The sequence below is a fragment of the Pseudoalteromonas sp. CO342X genome (assembly GCF_004208915.1).
Lineage (GTDB): Bacteria > Pseudomonadota > Gammaproteobacteria > Enterobacterales > Alteromonadaceae > Pseudoalteromonas > Pseudoalteromonas maricaloris.
The window spans coordinates 213,006-231,522 of the sequence record NZ_SGPH01000016.1; the positions used below are offsets into that span (position 1 = coordinate 213,006).

The following is an 18,517-nucleotide window of genomic DNA, read 5'->3' on the forward strand; positions in this document are numbered from 1 at the left end:
ATTTAGGTATACGATCATGTGTACTTTTTATTAACGACTTTATTGATTAAAATAAAGGGAATGTTGATTTATTACGAAGAAGGCTTACCTCTGTATAGAGAGGTGATTCTTGGTATACAACTGACCATGTGAGTAGCAGCTATCAATGGCTCGCTTTTCCCACTATTAATTAAAGACAGAATAAGTAAATGACGCAACTTTCACCAAAACAGCAGTCAATTTTATGTGCAGCGATAGAAGAGTTCGCTCAAAAAGGCTTGCAGGCGACGACGATGGAGTCGATCAGTCAATCAGCGGAAGTATCAAAGCGCACGTTATACAAGCATTACTCGACCAAAGACGAGCTCTTTGATGCCGTTGTTGAGTTGTTAATTGAGCGAATTAAGCCGATAACTGCGATACAATTTATCCCAAACTATGACTTTTCAGTGCAACTGCAACATCTTGCGAAAAGCGCAATGACTTTGTTGAATGACGAGGATTATATGCGTTTGTCGCGTATTGTGATGATTGAATCGATGCGTAGCTTTGAGCAAGCACAGAATTTAAATGAAAAGTTTAGTCATTGTGAAGCCGCGATGATCCAATGGTTCGAAGATGCTGCGAATTCAGGGTGTCTTGGTAGTTTTGATGCGGACTTTGCCGCAGCGTACTTTTGGGGCGCACTGAAAAAGCTAGGCTATTGGGAACGCGCAATAAAATGGCAAGCTCCGCTTCCAGAAGCAGAGCTTGATATATTAGTTGAAAAGGCGGTCTCGCTATTTTGTAATGGCGTTACTCAACCCCAATAAATCCACCGGTTTGATGCGACCACAGTTTGGCGTAAATACCACCTAAAGCTAGCAAGGATTGATGGCTTCCTTCTTCTACTATCCGACCTTCATCCATAACGATTAATCTGTCCATTTGTGCAATCGTGGATAACCTATGGGCAATTGCTATAACGGTTTTACCTTCCATCAATGCATCTAAGCTCTCTTGGATAGCTTGCTCAACCTCTGAATCTAAGGCTGAAGTAGCTTCGTCTAAAATTAAAATCGGCGCATTTTTTAGTAATACACGGGCAATGGCGATACGTTGGCGTTGGCCACCTGATAGTTTCACACCGCGTTCACCTACTTGTGCGTAAAAGCCAGTATTACCGTGACTGTCTTCTAAGTCTTGGATAAAATCGTAAGCCTGCGCTTCTTTTGTTGCGGCTATTAATTCTTCTTCTGATGCATCAGGGCGACCATAAAGAATATTGTCACGCACGCTGCGATGGAGCAAAGAAGTATCTTGCGTCACCATAGCGATATGACGTCGTAAGCTTTCCTGCTTTACTTTAGCAATATTTTGGCCATCAATTTCGATGCTGCCGCCGTCGGTATCGTAGAATCTCAGTAATAAGTTCACTAAAGTCGATTTACCTGCACCTGAGCGGCCAACCACACCAATTTTTTCGCCGGGTTTGATATGTAGGTTCAAGTTGTCGATGACATTATGTTGTCTCGCTGCATCTTTACGCTTATAAGCGAAGGTAGTGTTACAAAAGTCGATTTTTCCAGCTTTAAAATCTAACTGTGGCGCTGTTTGTTGGTCAACAATATCAAGCGGTCTTGAGAGTGTGTTCATGCCGTCTGCAACGGTACCAATATTTTCGAATAGGCCGCTAATTTCCCACATTATCCACTGTGCCATGCCATTTAGACGTAAGGCTAAACCTACTGTAATCGCAATTGCACCAGCGGTTATTGCATTAAATGACCATAAGTAGATTGAAAGCGCGGCAACGGAAAATACCAAAAGATAATTTAAGGCTTGAATACTAACGTTTAAGCTAGTTGCTAAGCGCATTTGCTTATATACAGGTTGAATAAACACATCCATGCTGTCTTTGGCATATTCTTCTTCTCGTTTGGTATAAGAGAAAAGCTTTACAGTGGAAATATTGGTGTAGCTATCAACTATCCTTCCCGTCATTTCTGAGCGCGCGTCAGCTTGCTCACTAGAAACGCGTTTTAGTTTAGGAACAAAATAGAATTGGAAACAGATATAGCAGCCAAGCCAAATAACCAGCGGGATCATCAAACGTATATCACTGCTTGCAACAAGCGCGAGCATTGCGGTGAAGTACACTAAAATATAAACCAGCACATCGAGTAGCTTCATGACCGATTCGCGCACGGCTAGGGCAGTTTGCATCACTTTAGTTGCAATACGTCCTGCAAACTCGTCTTGATAGAATGTCATAGACTGCTTTAGCAAGTAGCGGTGTGCCTGCCAGCGAATAGCCATTGGGTAATTACCCAATAAACTCTGATGCAAAATGGCGCTGTGAAAAAAGACTAACAGTGGCAGCGCCACTAACGTGATCACAGACATTCGGATTAACTCGGCTTGTTTGGCTTCAAATAGAGTTTGTGGTGTATAAGTGGAGAGCCAGTCAACCAAATCACCCATAAAGCCAAATAATGTTACTTCCAAAATTGCGAGGATCGCAGCACTTAGCGACATAAATAATAAGGGTAATTCCATTCCTTTAGTGTAGAAGCGACAGAAAGCCAACAAACCTTGTGGTGGCTGACCAACTTCTTGCTCGGGAAAGGGTTTGGTAAAGCGTTCAAATACTCGATACATGGATGATCCCTAAATTTGTTCAGAAGCTAGTCTACCTTGATAGTATGAAATGCGCGAGTCACAGATTGGTGCTCAATTTGCACTAATGATTATAGTTGTTTTTGGTTGAGTAGTTTTTGTGTAATGAGCTCACCAGTGACAGCATCATAGCTACTCAAAGTCAGTGGCGTAGAATAGTGTTTTAAATACACCTGATCATGTGGTTTTTCTACTGTAATTTTGTCGATTGGGACGAGTTTATTACCTTCATCGACAAAAAATGACAGCTCTAAATAGCATGGAAACACTTTTTTACATACACCGAGAGACTGTTTTTGTAGATCAAACGTTGAAGAGAGCCAGCTTGGCCTATTATTGATTTTCGTGGTTTTGGGCCAAGTTACAGAAAGATCAAATCGTTGCGGATCTGAAGAATAGTGCTGAGATTGGCTTGCTACTCGTGCGAGCAGCAAAGGAGTATTGCCACTCACTGATTGAACCTCAGATAAGCGAACCTGATCAACGGTGAGTGGATTAATTGTCAATGTTTGTTTGAGTTCACTCGCCAGTTGGTTTTGCTCATCTAGTTGAGAAAATCCGAGGTGAACGAGTAATTTTGCATCACGATTGTTATCAAATACCTTTTCTTTTATGTGTTCAGCCGCGGCTTTGGCTCTACCTTGTTGTGAGTCGTGATCGTAACTAATAATCTCGTAGCCAAGTGATTTGGCTTCAAATATCAAGCTAGCGTAAGTCGCTTCCATGGTGTAGATCCCATGTTCGTATGTTGTAAAGCCATGTTTATTTATTTGCTGCTCAACGCTTACCTGCGGGGTGAGTGCTTCTAATGCAAGATAGCGATAGCCTTGTTCATATAAAGGCTTCAATAGGGCAATCGTTAGGGCTCGGTGTTTAGCATTATGATACGCTTCGTTTACCATAGTAATATGCGTTTCAGTTGCCTTTTGCTCTATGATTTCTAGCGCAGGAACTAGCCGATAATCGTTTAGCAACATATCTGGATTGATCACCCCAGAGGTGAGTTTTTCTGCTTCAAAATAATTGCCGACGATAGAATGATAGGTTGCTGCATATTGAATGTTTGCTGAGCTGCTATCTAAATGCCCTTTGACTGGAATTTGGCTTTCGAGTGACCGTGTGTTTTCAAACACACGTTTATCTGAGTTAACACCAAAGATTAAAGAAGCAGGGTTAGCGCTTGAATTTGCTAATGCTGTTACGGATATCAGCGAACATGCGCTAAAAATAACGGCTTTTCCATATTGTTGAGGTAACACCTAAATCCACTCCTTGCGGTTTATTTCGGTTATATTAATAGCATAAAAGCGCGGAGGGCTGAATCAAATAAAAGCAAATTTTTTACAAGTATTTTATATTTGAATTATTTACAGGGGGGATAAATGTGGAAGCAAATAAAAAGGCCAGTAGCTAAGTAACTGCTGGCCCTTGATATGATTATTCTTCTTTGCCGTATGTTTTACGAAGAATATAAACATAGGCATTGATGAAAGCTTGCTCTTGAAACTTTTTCAACCCAGTGTCTTCATAGTCAACAGGAATTGGGTTTCTTTTTAATTGCTCTTTAACTTCAGTGCCAGAAAGTAACTGCACGTCCACGCCTGAAATTAACTGGATTGCAGCTTCCATTTTAAAACCAGCCGCACTACCTGCGAATTTACCTTTGTGTGGGCGCTGACGAATGGCGATAGAATCTACGCCGTAATCTTCTACTAGTTTTGCAAAGTCGAATTGGAACTTGCGCATTTCATCAAGTTCTGTCCCTTGGTTACTTAACGTAAAGCGGCGCTGACGAATGTCTCTAATATCAAAAACATCATCTTCTTTCGTTAGCATACAAAGCAGAGCTTCGCTGCCTGAAATTTCAACCCCAAGTGTTCTCATTTTCGTGTCCAGATTATGCAAAAATTGAATTATCTCACAGTGTTATTTCTATTGCTATCGCTGCATGGTCAGAATAGCAAATATCTTCGTCCATACGCTTTGGATCAAGGTGAGCATCGTAACTGTAGTAATGTAACGACTTCACCCTGGGCGTTTCTCGGTTGGGATTGAACTCTTTTGAACAAAGAATGTAATCAAGTACATTGCCCTCACCTTGATAGTAATGACTGGCTGGTTTTTCTTTGTGGTTGTTGTCGGCGTAAAGAAAACTGTCGAACAACCCGACACTATCAAAGCCATTACTAGCAAGGACGGGTGGAAAGGCTTGCGTCATAAAAGATAATGCCGGGCTGTCTAATGCATCATTGAAGTCGCCCATCACCAATGTTGCAGCTTGTTTCTCCCTTTGTGTTTTTAATGCATCGTAATAAATGATGGAAGCTTCGAGTGAACGTGAGATCTGCGACTGCATCGTACCTACGGTTTCGTGAAGCAATGTAAGTAGCGGGTCATCTTGATTGGAATCTCCCAGCATGTGGGCCATTGAATGTACGCGTTGAGACTTAAAGTGCACGGCATAACACGCGAGTAACCCAAAGCCTGGAATGTCGAACTTACATTTTATCGGGGTGCGATTGAATTTAAACTGATGTTGATTATTAAGGTATTCGAGTAATTCGGGGCAGGGCTCTAACGGCGCAAAAGATTTAAATGGTAGTTTTGATGCGATAGCGACTACCGGTTTAAACAGTACCGATGGGTATACGTGATGAGGACTTGGCGCATCGACTGTGGCAAAGTGAACAAGACCTAAGTCTTCGCACAGCATCTGTAAGCTATCAGGTGAGAAGACTTCTTGAAACACAATGACATCGGGGTTTATATGCTGAATGAGTCCCGTGATAAACTGAGTTTTGGTTTGCCACTGTGTTTCATTATAGTGCTCATGAAGTTGATAAAAAGAATAAGGCGGCGCTGCAAAATTTAGTAGATTAAAGGTTGCAAACCGATAACGCTTTTTGGCCACGAATAATCCCAAAATAGTATTTGTAAATTAATAGATTAATTTTAGCTCTAGGCTTGCACTTAGCCAAGTAACACGCGAGAATAGTGATTCTTATTCGAAAGTCCTCGGATGAGCCGCGATAATTCGCGCAAGACAATGCTTATTCGTAAAAGCGTTGATAGGCACACTTTAAAATTAATTAAATACATGTGATGCATTGTAGGTGTCACCACTGTAAATAGGATTTATCATGCCAGTTATTACTCTCCCTGACGGCAGTCAGCGTATTTTTGAAAACCCTGTCACTACTCTAGAAGTCGCTCAAGACATCGGTCCTGGCCTTGCGAAAGCAACGATTGCTGGCCGTGTAAATGGCGTTCGTGTTGATGCTTGTGACCTCATCGAAAATGACTCAGCGCTTGAAATCATCACCGCAAAAGACGACGACGGTCTTGAGATTATTCGTCACTCGTGTGCGCACTTGATTGGTCACGCTGTAAAACAATTGTTCCCAGAAGCTAAGATGGCGATTGGTCCTACCATCGACAACGGTTTCTATTACGATGTTGACTTAGAGCATTCGCTTACTCAAGAAGACCTTGAAGCGATTGAAAAACGCATGTTGGAGTTGGCAAAAACCGACTACGACGTAGTAAAGAAAAAGGTGAGCTGGCAAGAAGCGCGCGATGCATTTGCGGCACGCGGTGAAACCTATAAGATGGAAATCCTAGACGAGAATATCGCGAAAGATGACCGCCCAGGTTTATATCACCACGAAGAATATGTTGATATGTGTCGTGGTCCGCACGTACCAAATATGAAGTTTTGTCACCACTTCAAGATTATGAAAGTGGCGGGCGCATACTGGCGCGGCAACTCAGAAAACAAGATGTTACAGCGTATCTACGGTACAGCTTGGGCTGACAAAAAGCAGCTAAAGGCGTATCTTAAGCGTTTAGAAGAAGCTGAAAAGCGTGATCACCGTAAAATTGGTAAAGCACTCGACTTGTGGCATTGGCAGGAAGAAGCGCCAGGCATGGTATTCTGGCATAATGATGGCTGGAGCATTTATCGTGAGCTTGAAGATTTTGTTCGTGAAAAACTACGCGAATATCAGTACGAAGAAGTAAAAGGTCCGTTGATGATGGACCGTGGCTTGTGGGAAAAATCAGGTCACTGGGACAAATACTCAGATGCGATGTTCACGACTGAGTCAGAGAAACGTGAGTATGCTATTAAGCCGATGAACTGCCCAGGTCACGTGCAGATCTTTAACCAAGGTCTAAAGTCATACCGTGATTTACCATTACGTATGGCTGAGTTTGGCTGTTGTCACCGTAATGAACCATCAGGCGCACTACATGGCTTGATGCGCGTTCGTGGCTTTACTCAAGATGATGCGCATATCTTCTGTACAGAAGAGCAAATCATGGATGAAGTATCTGCCTGTATCAAAATGGTATATGACACTTACTCGACATTTGGCTTTGAAAAGATTGTTGTAAAACTTTCGACTCGTCCAGAAAAGCGCATTGGTGAAGACGAAATGTGGGACAAAGCGGAAGCTGCATTGGCTGAAGCGTTAAAAGTTAACAACATCGAGTTTGAATATCTGCCGGGTGAAGGGGCGTTTTATGGTCCTAAGATCGAATTCACGCTGTATGATTGTTTAGAGCGTGCGTGGCAATGTGGTACAGTGCAATTAGACTTCGCACTACCAGGTCGTCTAGGTGCAACTTATGTTGCGGAAAGTAACGAGCGTAAAACACCAGTTATGATCCACCGCGCAATTCTGGGTTCACTAGAGCGCTTTATTGGAATTCTAACGGAAGAATATGCTGGTCAGTTCCCAACTTGGCTTGCGCCGAAACAAGTTGTGATCATGAATATCACGGATAAACAAGCGGATTATGTCCACGAAGTTGTACAAAAGTTGAATAAACTTGGAATAAGAGCTTGTGCCGACTTGAGAAATGAGAAGATTGGTTTTAAAATCCGCGAGCATACTTTAAAACGTATACCTTATTTACTAGTGGTGGGTGACAAAGAAGTCGAGCAACAAGAAGTTGCAGTAAGAACCCGTACTGGTGAAGATTTAGGTAAATTGTCGATTGATGATTTCATCGTTAAAGTTAGCGAAGAGATTAAAAATCGACTATAAATATAAACTTGCGTGTACTTTACTTTTTCTGGTGCACGCATTTACTTTTGAATTTTTTGGAGGAACGTACCATTAGAGGCGGCAAAAAAGGGCAAAATAACGCTCAGAAAAATCGTATTAACGAAGAGATTACAGCGAAAGAGGTTCGCTTAATTGACGCTGAAGGCGAGCAAGCTGGCATTGTCTCAACAAGAGACGCACAAAACATGGCGGACGAAGCAGGTCTAGATCTGGTTGAGATCAGTCCAAATGCTGAGCCACCGGTTTGTAAAGTGATGGACTACGGTAAGTTCCTTTTTGAAAAAGCAAAAATCCAAAAAGAACAAAAGAAAAAGCAAAAGCAAATTCAGGTTAAGGAAGTTAAATTCCGTCCTGGTACAGATGTTGGTGATTACCAAGTCAAGCTACGTAGCCTTCGCAAGTTTCTTGAGGGTGGCGACAAAGCTAAAGTCACAATTCGCTTCCGTGGTCGTGAAATGGCGCACCAAGAGATTGGTATTGATCTACTAGAACGTATCAAGACTGAATTGGAAGATATCGCATCAGTTGAGTCTTTCCCGAAAAAAGTAGAAGGTCGTCAGATGATAATGATGATGGCGCCTATTGCTAAAAAGTCTTAATCTCGGCATAATACGCATCGAATTTAACGCAGGTCTCAAGTGCTAACGCCACCTGCGTTATCCGGTTTTAAAGTAAGGTATTGATCCTTCACCGGTTTTAGGTAGTAAGCTAGGCCTACAAGTGAGTTTATCTCCGCCTACTTACATTGTGTTAAAGCAATATCATTCGGAGTTATTGCAAATGGCTTATAAGCTAAAATCACACAGAGGTGCTGCTAAGCGCTTCAAAAAGACTGCTTCTGGCGGTTACAAGCGTAAACAGTCGCATCTTCGTCACATTCTGACTAAGAAATCTTCAAAGCGTAAATTACACCTTCGTGCTAAGTCTATGGTTCATAAGAATGACCTAGGCCTAATCGATCGTATGTTACCATTCGCTTAATAGAGGATATCAGAAATGGCAAGAGTTAAACGCGGCGTAGTTGCACGTGCACGTCACAAAAAAGTATTAAAGCAAGCTAAAGGTTACTATGGAGCGCGTTCACGCGTTTACCGCGTAGCTTTCCAAGCGGTAACTAAAGCTGGTCAATATGCTTACCGTGACCGTCGTGCTAAGAAACGTACTTTCCGTCAACTATGGATTGCTCGTATCAACGCAGCTGCACGTCAAAATGGTCTTTCTTACAGCCGTTTCATCAATGGCCTTAAAAAGTCATCGATTGAAATCGATCGTAAGATCCTAGCTGATATCGCAGTATACGACCAAGTAGCTTTCGCAGCACTAGTTGCTAAAGCAAAAGATGGTCTAGCTGCTTAATAAGCGGAACTAGAATTAGTCTTAGGACTAAACCTAGTATTGAAAAGGAGCCTTAGGCTCCTTTTTTAGTTTTATACTCGTTATCAACGCAAGCGTTAGCGGTTTTTTATTAAGATTTTATCCAGCATCTTACTGCTCAATATTCGTTTTAAGTATCCCATCAAATAGGTCGGAAACGTAACGTAATATCTCGGCTTTGCAGTCTTCGCACTCAGTGCGTGTTGCAGCGCTTTATAAACAGCTTCTGGTCCTAAGGTAAATTTTTGTGGTGCTTCTTCTGAGCCTAATCGGTTAAGCTGCGCCTGATATGCATTGTGATGTACACTATTTTCGTGATCGATATTCGCTAAAAAGGCGTGTTTCGCGTTCTCTCTAAATTTAGACACGATTGGACCTGGCTCTATTAGGCTAACTTGAATATCGCTACCTGAAAGCTCCATACGTAGGGTGTCGGTAAGTCCTTCAAGTGCAAATTTACTCGCGTTATAAGCGCCACGATATGGCAGAGCGACTAATCCAAGTACGGATGAGTTATGAATAATGCGGCCTGCGCCTTGCTTACGCATTTGCTCAACTGCGAGACAGGTGAGCGTATGCCAGCCAAAAAAGTTAACTTCAAATTGTTGCCGTAACACCTCTGTAGGCAAGTCTTCTACCGCACCAGGTTGGCCGTAGGCACCGTTATTGAATAACGCGTCTAACTGACCATCTGCGATTGTCAAAGCTTGGTTAAAGCCATCATTTATACTTTGCTCGCACGCTAAGTCGAGCAAAATACATTGAATGTCTGTGCCTTCAAATTTATTCAAGTCTTTTGCATTTCTAACCGAAGCAATAACTTGATATCCTGCTTTTGACAATTGCACAGCGCAGTAATAACCAATCCCGCTAGAACAACCTGTGATTAAAATTGATTTTTGTACGCTCATTTGATCCCTAAAGTTATGGTTATCTGCGATTAACTGCAAATTTTTGTTGAATCACCGCACATTGTAAGCCGATATCTAAAATATTGATATAATTGGCAGATAAAAGCAGAGGAATAGAGAAATATGATGAGTTCCAGCATTATTATGCTTACTGCAATGCTAGGTATGAACGGTCATTTACCACCTTTGATAGAGTGGCAGGGCAAAAGTGAACAACTATTACAACAACAGGGCCCATTAACGACTGATTTTGAACTAAGCGGTGCGATAGACTCTCCTGATTATGCTGACACGATGGCATTCGTTGACCGCCTAGTGGCTGCCAATCCGACCCAGTTTAAGCTAGAGACGATTGGGTTTAGCAATAGTAATCGTGCGATTAAGATGATTGTTGCAACGGAGCAGGGCGGTGACAAGTCAAATGTTATTAATAATGGTAAGCCAACCATTTTAGTACAAGCTGGTATTCATGCAGGAGAAATTGACGGCAAAGATGCGATGTTTATGTTGCTTCGCGATGTTGCAACCGGTAAGCGCCGTGATATCTTGACGAAAGTGAATTTACTCTTTATCCCTATTCTCAACGTCGATGGGCATGAAAGGCGCAGCGAGTTTAACCGTATAAATCAACGCGGCCCGACTGTTATGGGCTTTAGAACCAATGCCAATAACTTAAATCTGAATCGTGATTACACTAAATTGGATACGCCAGGAGTTAAGGCGGTCATGCAGGTGATTAACGAATATAATCCGGATCTGTACATCGATGTTCATGTAACGGATGGCGCAGACTACCAATACGATGTCACTTATGGTTTTAACCCAACTTTTGCAAGTGAGTCACCTGCAATAGCTGAGGTGTTAGAAAATCAGATTTCGCCACAAATTAATGCAGCGCTTGCCGCTCAAGGGCATATTCCAGGTCCACTTGTATTTGTGATGGATAAGCGAGACTTTAAAAAAGGGTTGGCTGGTTGGGTGGCAACACCACGATTTTCAAATGGTTGGGGAGATTTAAAAGGACTGCCGACCATACTGGTAGAGAATCACTCATTGAAGCCCTATAAGCAGCGCGTGTTAGGCACTTATGTGTTTATGGATGGCGTTATCAGTGGCCTTTCAAGCAATATTCAGGCATTACGAGAAGCGGTTAAAAAAGAGGCTGAATTCACACCGAAACAATTGGTTGTCGAACGCAGCTATGCGAAAGAGCCGGACTACATTCAATTTAAAGGCATCAAATACAAGCAGTTTGAAAGTGCATTGTCTGGTCATTTGGAAGCTAAGTATTTAGGCGAGCCGCAAGACTATGAGAAGCTGCCAATTTATTGGCAGAAGGAAGTAAAAACAACGGTGAATGTACCTGAGCAGTTTTACATTCCACCAGCATACCCTGAAGTGATCGAAAAATTAAAGTTGCATGGAATAACCGTTTCTACACTACCAGATGGAACGGTAGTGGAAAAAGTAAGCCAAGCTACAGTAAAAGACTACAAGTTCGATACTGCTCCTTTTGAAGGGCGCTTTAGAGTGAATGCGACTTTCGACATTGAGGAACTCTCAGACAAGGTCGATCTCAGTGGGTGGTATAAAGTGTCAACGGCACAAAAATCTGGAGAGTTGGTGACTCACTTACTACATCCAGAGGCGCCTGACTCATTTTTTGCTTGGGGGGAGTTCAATACTATTTTCCAACGTACAGAATATGTTGAAAATTATGCACTTGAACCTTTTGCGCGAAAAATGCTAAAACAAAATCCAGCAATGGCGCTAGCCTTCGATAAAAAAATACGTGAAGACAAGCAATTTGCAAACGATCCAAAAGCGAGGATGGAGTGGCTTTATGCAAGAACTCCGTTTTATGATAATGCGTATCTTAAATATCCTGTTTTGATGTCGTTTGGAGCAAACTAACCATGCAAGTGTTCACAATTCCAGTTACCCCGTTTATACAAAATTGTCGTGTTATCGTGTGTCCAGAAACACAAGCCACTGCAATTGTAGACCCAGGTGGTGAAGCGGAAAAAGTTATCGCGCAGTTGGACACTCTGGGGTTAGTGCCAAGCATGATCTTGCTTACCCATGCGCACCTTGATCATGTGGGGGCAAGTACAGAATTAAGTGAACATTTTAATATCGAGATTATTGGGCCTCATCAGGGTGACCAATTTTGGTTGGAAGCCTTGCCAATGCAATCACAAATGTTTGGTTTTCCTAATCATGCTGCTTTTTTACCATCAAAGTGGTTAAATGATGGTGATAAGGTTAAGGTGGGAAACTTAGCTCTCGAAGTCAGACATTGTCCAGGGCATACTCCAGGGCACGTGGTATTTTATGAACCAAACTCAAAACAGGTTTTAGTAGGAGATGTGTTGTTTAAAGGGTCTGTTGGTCGTACTGACTTTCCAAAAGGCGATGCAGCCCAGCTAAAACAGTCTATACAAGATAAGCTGTTTACTTTGCCTGATGAGGTCGTGGTGCATTCGGGTCATGGTGAAAATACCTCAATTGGCTTCGAAAAGGCGACAAATCCTTTTATGAGTGGCCGATTTGGTTAAATATAGTGGAAGTGGCATAGTAGTGGTATGCATTTTTTAATTTGCTATGCTTCAGGGAATAACAATCAGCATCGGTTAATAGACTGATGTGCTAACTAAACTAGAATAGATATGTCATTGAACCAAGTAGATCGCCAGATACTGGCATTGTTACAGCAAGACGCAAGTCTTTCTACCGCTGAAATCGCTGATAAAGTGGGACTATCTCAGTCACCTTGTTGGCGTCGCATCGCTAAATTAGAGCAAGACGGTTACATCAAAGGCAAAGTTGCATTGCTGGATGAGAAGAAACTCGGATTTGATATGTTAGTTTATGCGCATGTTAGGCTTTCAAACCATGGCCGCAATAACCTTGCCGAGTTTGAAAAATTGATCTTAAGTTATGACGAAGTGACAGAGTGCTATTCTATGGCAGGCACCATGGACTTTATGCTGCGTATCATTTCGAAAGGCATTGAAGGCTATGAGCAATTTGTTCGTGATAACTTACTTAATTTAGAATTCGTCCAAGAAGTACATTCAAACGTTACAATGACTTGCGTTAAGCGCAGCACTTCCTTACCACTTTAATACAATTTGTTGCCCTGCTTCGTTGGGTAGGGCTTCCCGTCATCTTTTCACCATTGTTCTATACTACAATGTAGGCCGCTTTATTGAGCTATGTATTACAAACGAGTTTGCGATACAAGCTTGTATCTTATTTGTTAAAGGCGCTGCTTTTTGCTAAAATCCGCCGCCTTTGTGTTCATAGTCAATTCACACCAGAGGATATTGATGTTTAATCTTATCAGCAAAGCGCCTAGCTCTGCTAAAAACGATGTACTGTCTGGGCTTACGGTCGCTTTGGCACTTGTGCCTGAGGCTGTGGCTTTCGCTTTTGTTGCACAAGTAGACCCATTAGTCGGTTTATATGCAGCATTTATTGTCGGTCTTGTGACTTCAATCTTTGGTGGTAGGCCGGGTATGATCTCGGGTGCAACAGGGGCTCTTGCCGTGGTAATGGTGAGCCTTGTTGTTGAGCATGGCGTAGAATATCTCTTTGCAACCGTATTACTCATGGGTTTCTTACAAATACTCGCGGGTATATTTAAGCTCGGCAAGTTTATACGTATGGTACCGCATCCTGTAATGCTAGGCTTTGTAAATGGCTTAGCTATCGTTATCTTCCTCGCTCAGCTTGGACAATTCAAAGTACTTGACGAACAGGGTGATCTTACGTGGATGCAAGGTGAGGCGCTATATATTATGGTTGGCTTGGTTGCATTGACTATGGCCATTATTCACTTTTTACCAAAGCTAACAACCGCTGTGCCTTCGAGTCTAGCGGCGATTTTAGTGGTAACCGGTATTGTTATTGGTTTAGATTTAGATGCTCGTAATGTGCTTGATTATCTGAAAGATATGTCAGGTAACGTAGATGCAACGATAGCCGGCGGTTTTCCTGCTTTCCATATCCCTGAAGTACCATGGACATTTGAAACATTTAAAATCATCTTCCCATACGCACTTATCCTAGCAGCGATTGGTTTGATTGAATCTCTACTAACGCTCACGTTAATCGACGAAATCACCGAAACACGTGGTCACAGCAACCGCGAATGTATCGGTCAAGGTGCGGCTAACGTTACTTGTGGTGTGTTTGGTGCGATGGGTGGCTGTGCGATGATTGGACAATCAATGATCAATATTAATTCTGGTGGACGTAGCCGTTTGTCAGGTATCACAGCTGCATTATTACTACTTGTATTTATTCTGTTTGCGGCAAGCCTTATCGAAATGATCCCGCTTGCGGCGCTAGTTGGTGTAATGTTTATGGTGGTATTAGGGACTTTTGAATGGTCAAGTTTTAGATTAATAAGAAAGATCCCTAAATCAGATGCATTTGTAATCGTCTTGGTGTCGGGGGTTACAGTGATTACAGATTTGGCCATCGCAGTTTGCGTTGGTGTCATTGTTTCGGCACTCGTATTCGCGTGGGAGCATGCAAAACATATTTACACCAATAATTATATTGATGAGCAAGGCTCGAAAGTATATGAATTACACGGACCTCTGTTTTTTGGGTCGGTGAAAAACTTTGCTGAGCTGTTTGATGTTAACAATGATCCTGATGATATCATTGTTGAATTTAAACATAGCCGTGTTGCTGACCACAGTGCAATTGAAGCGATAGATGCGTTAGCTGAACGTTATAAAAAGGCTGGTAAAACGCTTCATCTTCGCCATTTAAGCCAAGACTGTAAAGTATTGCTAAGTAAAGCTAAAGATCTCGTTGAGCTAGACGGCCAAGCAGATCCTACTTATAAAGTGGCATCTGACAAGCTTGCTTAATAGCGACAGTTTGAATAGATGAATATAAATTAACTGGTTAATTTATTTCAAAAAAAGGCACTAAGGTGCCTTTTTTATTTGCGGCAAGGTGTGTAAAAACTGAGACCACCAGCAGTGAATAGAGACGACATGCTGAGATATAATCCAGTTAAGATAGAAGAGGTATAATCATTTTGAAGTGGCAATCACTGGTTGATAACAGGCAGAGATTTTTCTGGGTATTACAAATAGCCGGTTGGCTGGGCTACGCGCTAGTTAACTATATTGGCTCAAAAGTCTTTGAAATGCGTGATATTTATGTGTTTGTCATCGCATTAAATGCCTATGCAGGTTGCTTGATGACCGTACCGCTACGATACCTCTATCGTAAAATTTGGAATGCAACACCGTTGGTGCTGATATTCGTTGTGTTTACGGCGTCATATGTAACTGGAACACTATGGGCGGTCGTTCAGAAGTTTAATCATTGGGAAATATATCGCCATGGATATCGACCGGATGAGTGGTTTTATTACTTACAGCAGGGACTAGACTCTGTCTATATCATACTCTGTTGGAGTGGGCTGTACTTTGGTATTAAGTATTACCAGTTGCTACAGAGTGAGCGCCAAAAAGCTTTGAAAGCCAATACTATGGCCCATGAAGCGCAATTGAAAATGCTGAGATATCAATTGAATCCGCATTTTCTATTCAATACGCTTAATGCAATTTCAACGCTTATATTGGTTGAAGAAAACAAAGATGCGAATCAAATGGTCTCAAGGCTCAGTGATTTCTTGCGCCATACATTGAACACAGATCCAATAAAAAAGGTACCGCTTGAGCAAGAATTACATGCGTTAAAGCTGTACTTAGAAATTGAGAAGGTGCGCTTTGATGAGCGCTTATCTATTGAGCTTGATGTGACAGAAGAAGCGGAACAGGCACTAGTACCAAGCTTGATCCTACAACCACTCATTGAAAATAGCATTAAATACGCAATTGCCCATATGGAGCATGGCGGCAAAATTGAAATAAAAGCGCAGGTGTTTGCTAATGAACTACTCTTGGAAGTAGGAGACAATGGTCCTGGCGCGGAACTGGAAGATGGGCAACTGAAAAGTGCACAGGGAGTGGGTTTAGCGAATACCAAAGACCGTTTAAAAACCTTGTACGAAAACAACTATTCATTTGTGCTCTCGGATAATGAGCCAACTGGTTTGAAGGTAAATATTCGCGTTCCATATGAAAGGGCGAAGAAGTAATGAGCAAAATTAGAACACTAATCGTAGATGACGAGCCGCTAGCGAGAAAAGGGTTAGCGGTAAGGTTAAGAGATTTTTCTGAAATCGAAGTTGTAGAATTGTGTGGCAGTGGTCAACAAGCAATCGATCTATGCAAATCAGAGGACATAGATCTGGTCTTTCTCGATATTCAAATGCCGAACATGAACGGTTTTGAAGTAGCGAGAGCGTTAAGTGAAAGTGTTAAACCATTGCCTGCTATCGTATTTGTAACCGCGTTCGATCAATATGCTGTAAAGGCATTTGAGATCCATGCGCTGGATTACATCTTAAAACCCGTTGATGACAACAGATTAAAACAGGCGGTGGAGAAAGTGCAAAGCTATTTAAAAACACAACAAGACAATGCGCATAAGAAAAAGCTAGCCAGCTTTGTTGCAGGGATCACTGGTAATAACTGTGAAGAAATCCTTAAAAAACTTGCAACAGGAGATACAATTGAAGATAAAAAATTCCCGGAGTCGCTCGCGGTAAAAGAGCAGGGTGAAATCATTCGAGTATCTACATCGTCAATTCAGTGGATTGATGCAGCCGGTGACTACATGTGCTTACACTGTAGCGATGGTCAGACTCATATCTTACGTAAAACAATGAAAGATCTAGAACAAGAGTTAGATCCAACGTTATTTGTGCGCGTACATCGCTCTGCAATTGTTAATACTAAGCAGATCAGTAAACTGGTCACGCAAAGCAGTGGCGAATATTTATTGGTACTTGAGAATGGTCAAGAGCTTAAAGTCAGCCGTAGTTACCGTGATAAAGTAAAGGCCGCACTCGCAAGCTGATACGATAGCGAGCTAAAGTGATTTGCACCGTGTTTAGCCTACGGTGACGTAGTGTATTTTATGTGCTTGTACACTTTAGAGTATTCTAAGGAAAGATGAACTAGGCAGCAAGGCTACCTAGTTCAACGCTTTTACACTGTGACGATTTTCAGCGTGTTACTGGCGCCGATAGTTTCCATCTTATCACCGTGTGTGATGATCACTGTGTCGCCTTTTTCCAATGAGCCTGCAGCAACTAGCGTGTCAAGCGCTTCGCGAACGGTTGAATCATCAGAGCATTGTGTCGAGTCAAATCTTACCGGATATACACCACGATAGAGTGATGCCTGCCCAAGCGTTGATTGATGGCGAGACAGTGCGTAAATAGGCAATCCAGAACTGATACGAGACATCAATTTTGCGGTATTACCCGATTCAGTTAGTGCGACAATTGCCTTTACTGAGTCTAAATGGTTTGCTGCGTACATTGCCGACAGCGCGATAGTTTCACAGGTATCAGCAAAGCGGCTGTCTAAACGATGTTTAGATATATGGATCTGTGGTTGAGATTCAGCACCTAAACACACACGTGCCATTGCCGCGACCGTTTGTTCTGGGTAATCACCAGCTGCGGTTTCCGCTGAAAGCATTACCGCATCTGTGCCATCAAGCACTGCGTTTGCGACATCCATAACTTCAGCACGAGTTGGCATTGGGTTGTCAATCATTGACTCCATCATTTGGGTGGCAGTGATCACCGTACGGTTTAGTGAGCGAGCACGGCTGATAATTTGCTTCTGTTTACCAACAAGAGCGGCATCGCCAATTTCTACACCTAAATCACCACGGGCAACCATCACTGCATCAGAAGCCAGTACGATGTCGTCAATCGCTTCTACGGTTTCAACCGCTTCTGCACGTTCGATTTTTGCAAGTAACTGCGCATTAGACCCCGCTTTTTCTGCCAGTCCTCTAACGTAACGCATGTCGTCACCACTGCGAGGAAACGAAACCGCGATATAGTCCACACCAATTTCAGTTGCAGTGATCAAGTCTTCTTTGTCTTTGTCAGTAAATGCAGGTGCGGTTAAGCCGCCGCCTAAACGGTTGATCCCTTTATTGTTCGACAATACGCCGCCAACTTTAACACTGGTATGAACCAAGTGACCTTGTACTTCTTCAACAACAAGTTGAATAAGTCCATCGTTTAATAACAGCAAATCGCCTTGCTTCACGTCATTCGGTAATTCTTTATAGTCGATACCCACAGCTTCAACGTGACCTTGGCCAGGCTCCATTTTTGCATCGAGAGTGAATTTTGCACCCACTTCTAAGAACACTTTGCCTTCTTTAAATGTTGAAACGCGGATTTTAGGACCTTGTAAATCTGCAAGGATCGCTACATTTACGCCTAAGCGTTTAGCAATTTCGCGAACGGCTTCGGCTCTATTTTTGTGATCTTGAGCGACACCGTGTGAAAAGTTTAGTCTGACTACGTTGGTGCCGGCACGAATGATTTTTTCTAAGTTGTTATCTCTATCCGTCGCTGGCCCCAGTGTTGCGACGATTTTTGTGCGTCTAAGCATC

The 18,517-nt window shown here is 42.4% G+C and carries 17 protein-coding genes; 11 read left to right on the forward strand and 6 right to left on the reverse strand.

Annotated features, from left to right (window positions below):
- Window positions 1-188 precede the first annotated feature (188 nt).
- The gene (locus tag EXT47_RS07970) at window positions 189-791 is read left to right on the forward strand and encodes a TetR/AcrR family transcriptional regulator (RefSeq protein ID WP_039495771.1); all 603 of its coding nucleotides are present in this window, start codon (window positions 189-191) and stop codon (window positions 789-791) included.
- Here the strand turns inward: EXT47_RS07970 and EXT47_RS07975 are convergent.
- From EXT47_RS07975 to EXT47_RS07990, 4 genes are all read right to left on the reverse strand, one after another.
- The gene (locus tag EXT47_RS07975) at window positions 775-2,619 is read right to left on the reverse strand and encodes an ABC transporter ATP-binding protein (protein ID WP_039495772.1); all 1,845 of its coding nucleotides are present in this window, start codon (window positions 2,617-2,619) and stop codon (window positions 775-777) included. The two genes, EXT47_RS07970 and EXT47_RS07975, sit on opposite strands and share 17 nt — an antisense overlap.
- 89 nt (window positions 2,620-2,708) lie before the next feature.
- Entirely contained in the window at window positions 2,709-3,896 is a 1,188-nt protein-coding gene (locus tag EXT47_RS07980) for a hypothetical protein (protein ID WP_130126249.1), read from the reverse strand.
- Window positions 3,897-4,074: 178 nt separating this feature from the next.
- Window positions 4,075-4,521: a DUF3010 family protein gene (locus EXT47_RS07985; protein WP_010604871.1), complete on the reverse strand. Its 447-nt coding sequence runs from the start codon at window positions 4,519-4,521 to the stop codon at window positions 4,075-4,077.
- A gap of 34 nt (window positions 4,522-4,555) precedes the next feature.
- On the reverse strand, window positions 4,556-5,548 hold the full coding sequence (locus tag EXT47_RS07990) for an endonuclease/exonuclease/phosphatase family protein (RefSeq protein WP_130126250.1): 993 nt from the start codon (window positions 5,546-5,548) through the stop codon (window positions 4,556-4,558).
- 229 nt (window positions 5,549-5,777) lie between these two features.
- Between EXT47_RS07990 and thrS the strand changes: the two genes are divergently transcribed.
- From thrS to rplT, 4 genes are all read left to right on the forward strand, one after another.
- Window positions 5,778-7,688, forward strand: coding sequence for a threonine--tRNA ligase (gene thrS, locus EXT47_RS07995; RefSeq protein WP_017217299.1), 1,911 nt, complete (start codon window positions 5,778-5,780; stop codon window positions 7,686-7,688).
- Window positions 7,689-7,744: 56 nt separating this feature from the next.
- On the forward strand, window positions 7,745-8,308 hold the full coding sequence (gene infC / locus EXT47_RS08000) for a translation initiation factor IF-3 (protein ID WP_017217300.1): 564 nt from the start codon (window positions 7,745-7,747) through the stop codon (window positions 8,306-8,308).
- Between the two features lie 181 nt (window positions 8,309-8,489).
- Entirely contained in the window at window positions 8,490-8,690 is a 201-nt protein-coding gene (gene rpmI / locus EXT47_RS08005) for a 50S ribosomal protein L35 (RefSeq protein WP_010604868.1), read from the forward strand.
- A 15-nt stretch (window positions 8,691-8,705) separates the two neighbouring features.
- Window positions 8,706-9,065, forward strand: coding sequence for a 50S ribosomal protein L20 (gene rplT / locus EXT47_RS08010; protein ID WP_010376973.1), 360 nt, complete (start codon window positions 8,706-8,708; stop codon window positions 9,063-9,065).
- A gap of 95 nt (window positions 9,066-9,160) precedes the next feature.
- On the opposite strand, the gene EXT47_RS08015 is transcribed toward rplT, so the two are convergent.
- Window positions 9,161-9,994 carry an SDR family oxidoreductase gene (locus EXT47_RS08015; protein ID WP_039495774.1) on the reverse strand — a complete coding sequence of 278 codons (834 nt, stop codon included), beginning with the start codon at window positions 9,992-9,994 and terminating at the stop codon, window positions 9,161-9,163.
- A 126-nt stretch (window positions 9,995-10,120) separates the two neighbouring features.
- Between EXT47_RS08015 and EXT47_RS08020 the strand changes: the two genes are divergently transcribed.
- The 6 genes from EXT47_RS08020 to EXT47_RS08045 all read left to right on the forward strand — a co-directional run bounded on the left by EXT47_RS08020 (window position 10,121) and on the right by EXT47_RS08045 (window position 16,951).
- On the forward strand, window positions 10,121-11,908 hold the full coding sequence (locus EXT47_RS08020) for a M14 family metallopeptidase (RefSeq protein WP_205991258.1): 1,788 nt from the start codon (window positions 10,121-10,123) through the stop codon (window positions 11,906-11,908).
- 2 nt (window positions 11,909-11,910) lie between these two features.
- The gene (locus EXT47_RS08025; protein ID WP_130126252.1) at window positions 11,911-12,552 is read left to right on the forward strand and encodes an MBL fold metallo-hydrolase; all 642 of its coding nucleotides are present in this window, start codon (window positions 11,911-11,913) and stop codon (window positions 12,550-12,552) included.
- A gap of 111 nt (window positions 12,553-12,663) precedes the next feature.
- Window positions 12,664-13,122 (forward strand): Lrp/AsnC family transcriptional regulator, encoded by a 459-nt coding sequence (locus EXT47_RS08030; RefSeq protein WP_010376979.1) that lies wholly within the window; start codon window positions 12,664-12,666, stop codon window positions 13,120-13,122.
- Window positions 13,123-13,326: 204 nt separating this feature from the next.
- The gene (locus EXT47_RS08035; protein ID WP_069019113.1) at window positions 13,327-14,883 is read left to right on the forward strand and encodes a SulP family inorganic anion transporter; all 1,557 of its coding nucleotides are present in this window, start codon (window positions 13,327-13,329) and stop codon (window positions 14,881-14,883) included.
- 173 nt (window positions 14,884-15,056) lie between these two features.
- Window positions 15,057-16,127 (forward strand): sensor histidine kinase, encoded by a 1,071-nt coding sequence (locus EXT47_RS08040; protein ID WP_017217305.1) that lies wholly within the window; start codon window positions 15,057-15,059, stop codon window positions 16,125-16,127.
- The gene (locus EXT47_RS08045; protein ID WP_010376983.1) at window positions 16,127-16,951 is read left to right on the forward strand and encodes a LytTR family DNA-binding domain-containing protein; all 825 of its coding nucleotides are present in this window, start codon (window positions 16,127-16,129) and stop codon (window positions 16,949-16,951) included. Before EXT47_RS08040 ends, EXT47_RS08045 begins: the two co-directional genes overlap by 1 nt.
- A 131-nt stretch (window positions 16,952-17,082) precedes the next feature.
- On the opposite strand, the gene pyk is transcribed toward EXT47_RS08045, so the two are convergent.
- Window positions 17,083-18,516, reverse strand: a complete 1,434-nt coding sequence (gene pyk, locus EXT47_RS08050) for a pyruvate kinase (protein WP_039495777.1) — start codon at window positions 18,514-18,516, stop codon at window positions 17,083-17,085.
- Between the last annotated feature and the right edge of the window lies 1 nt (window position 18,517).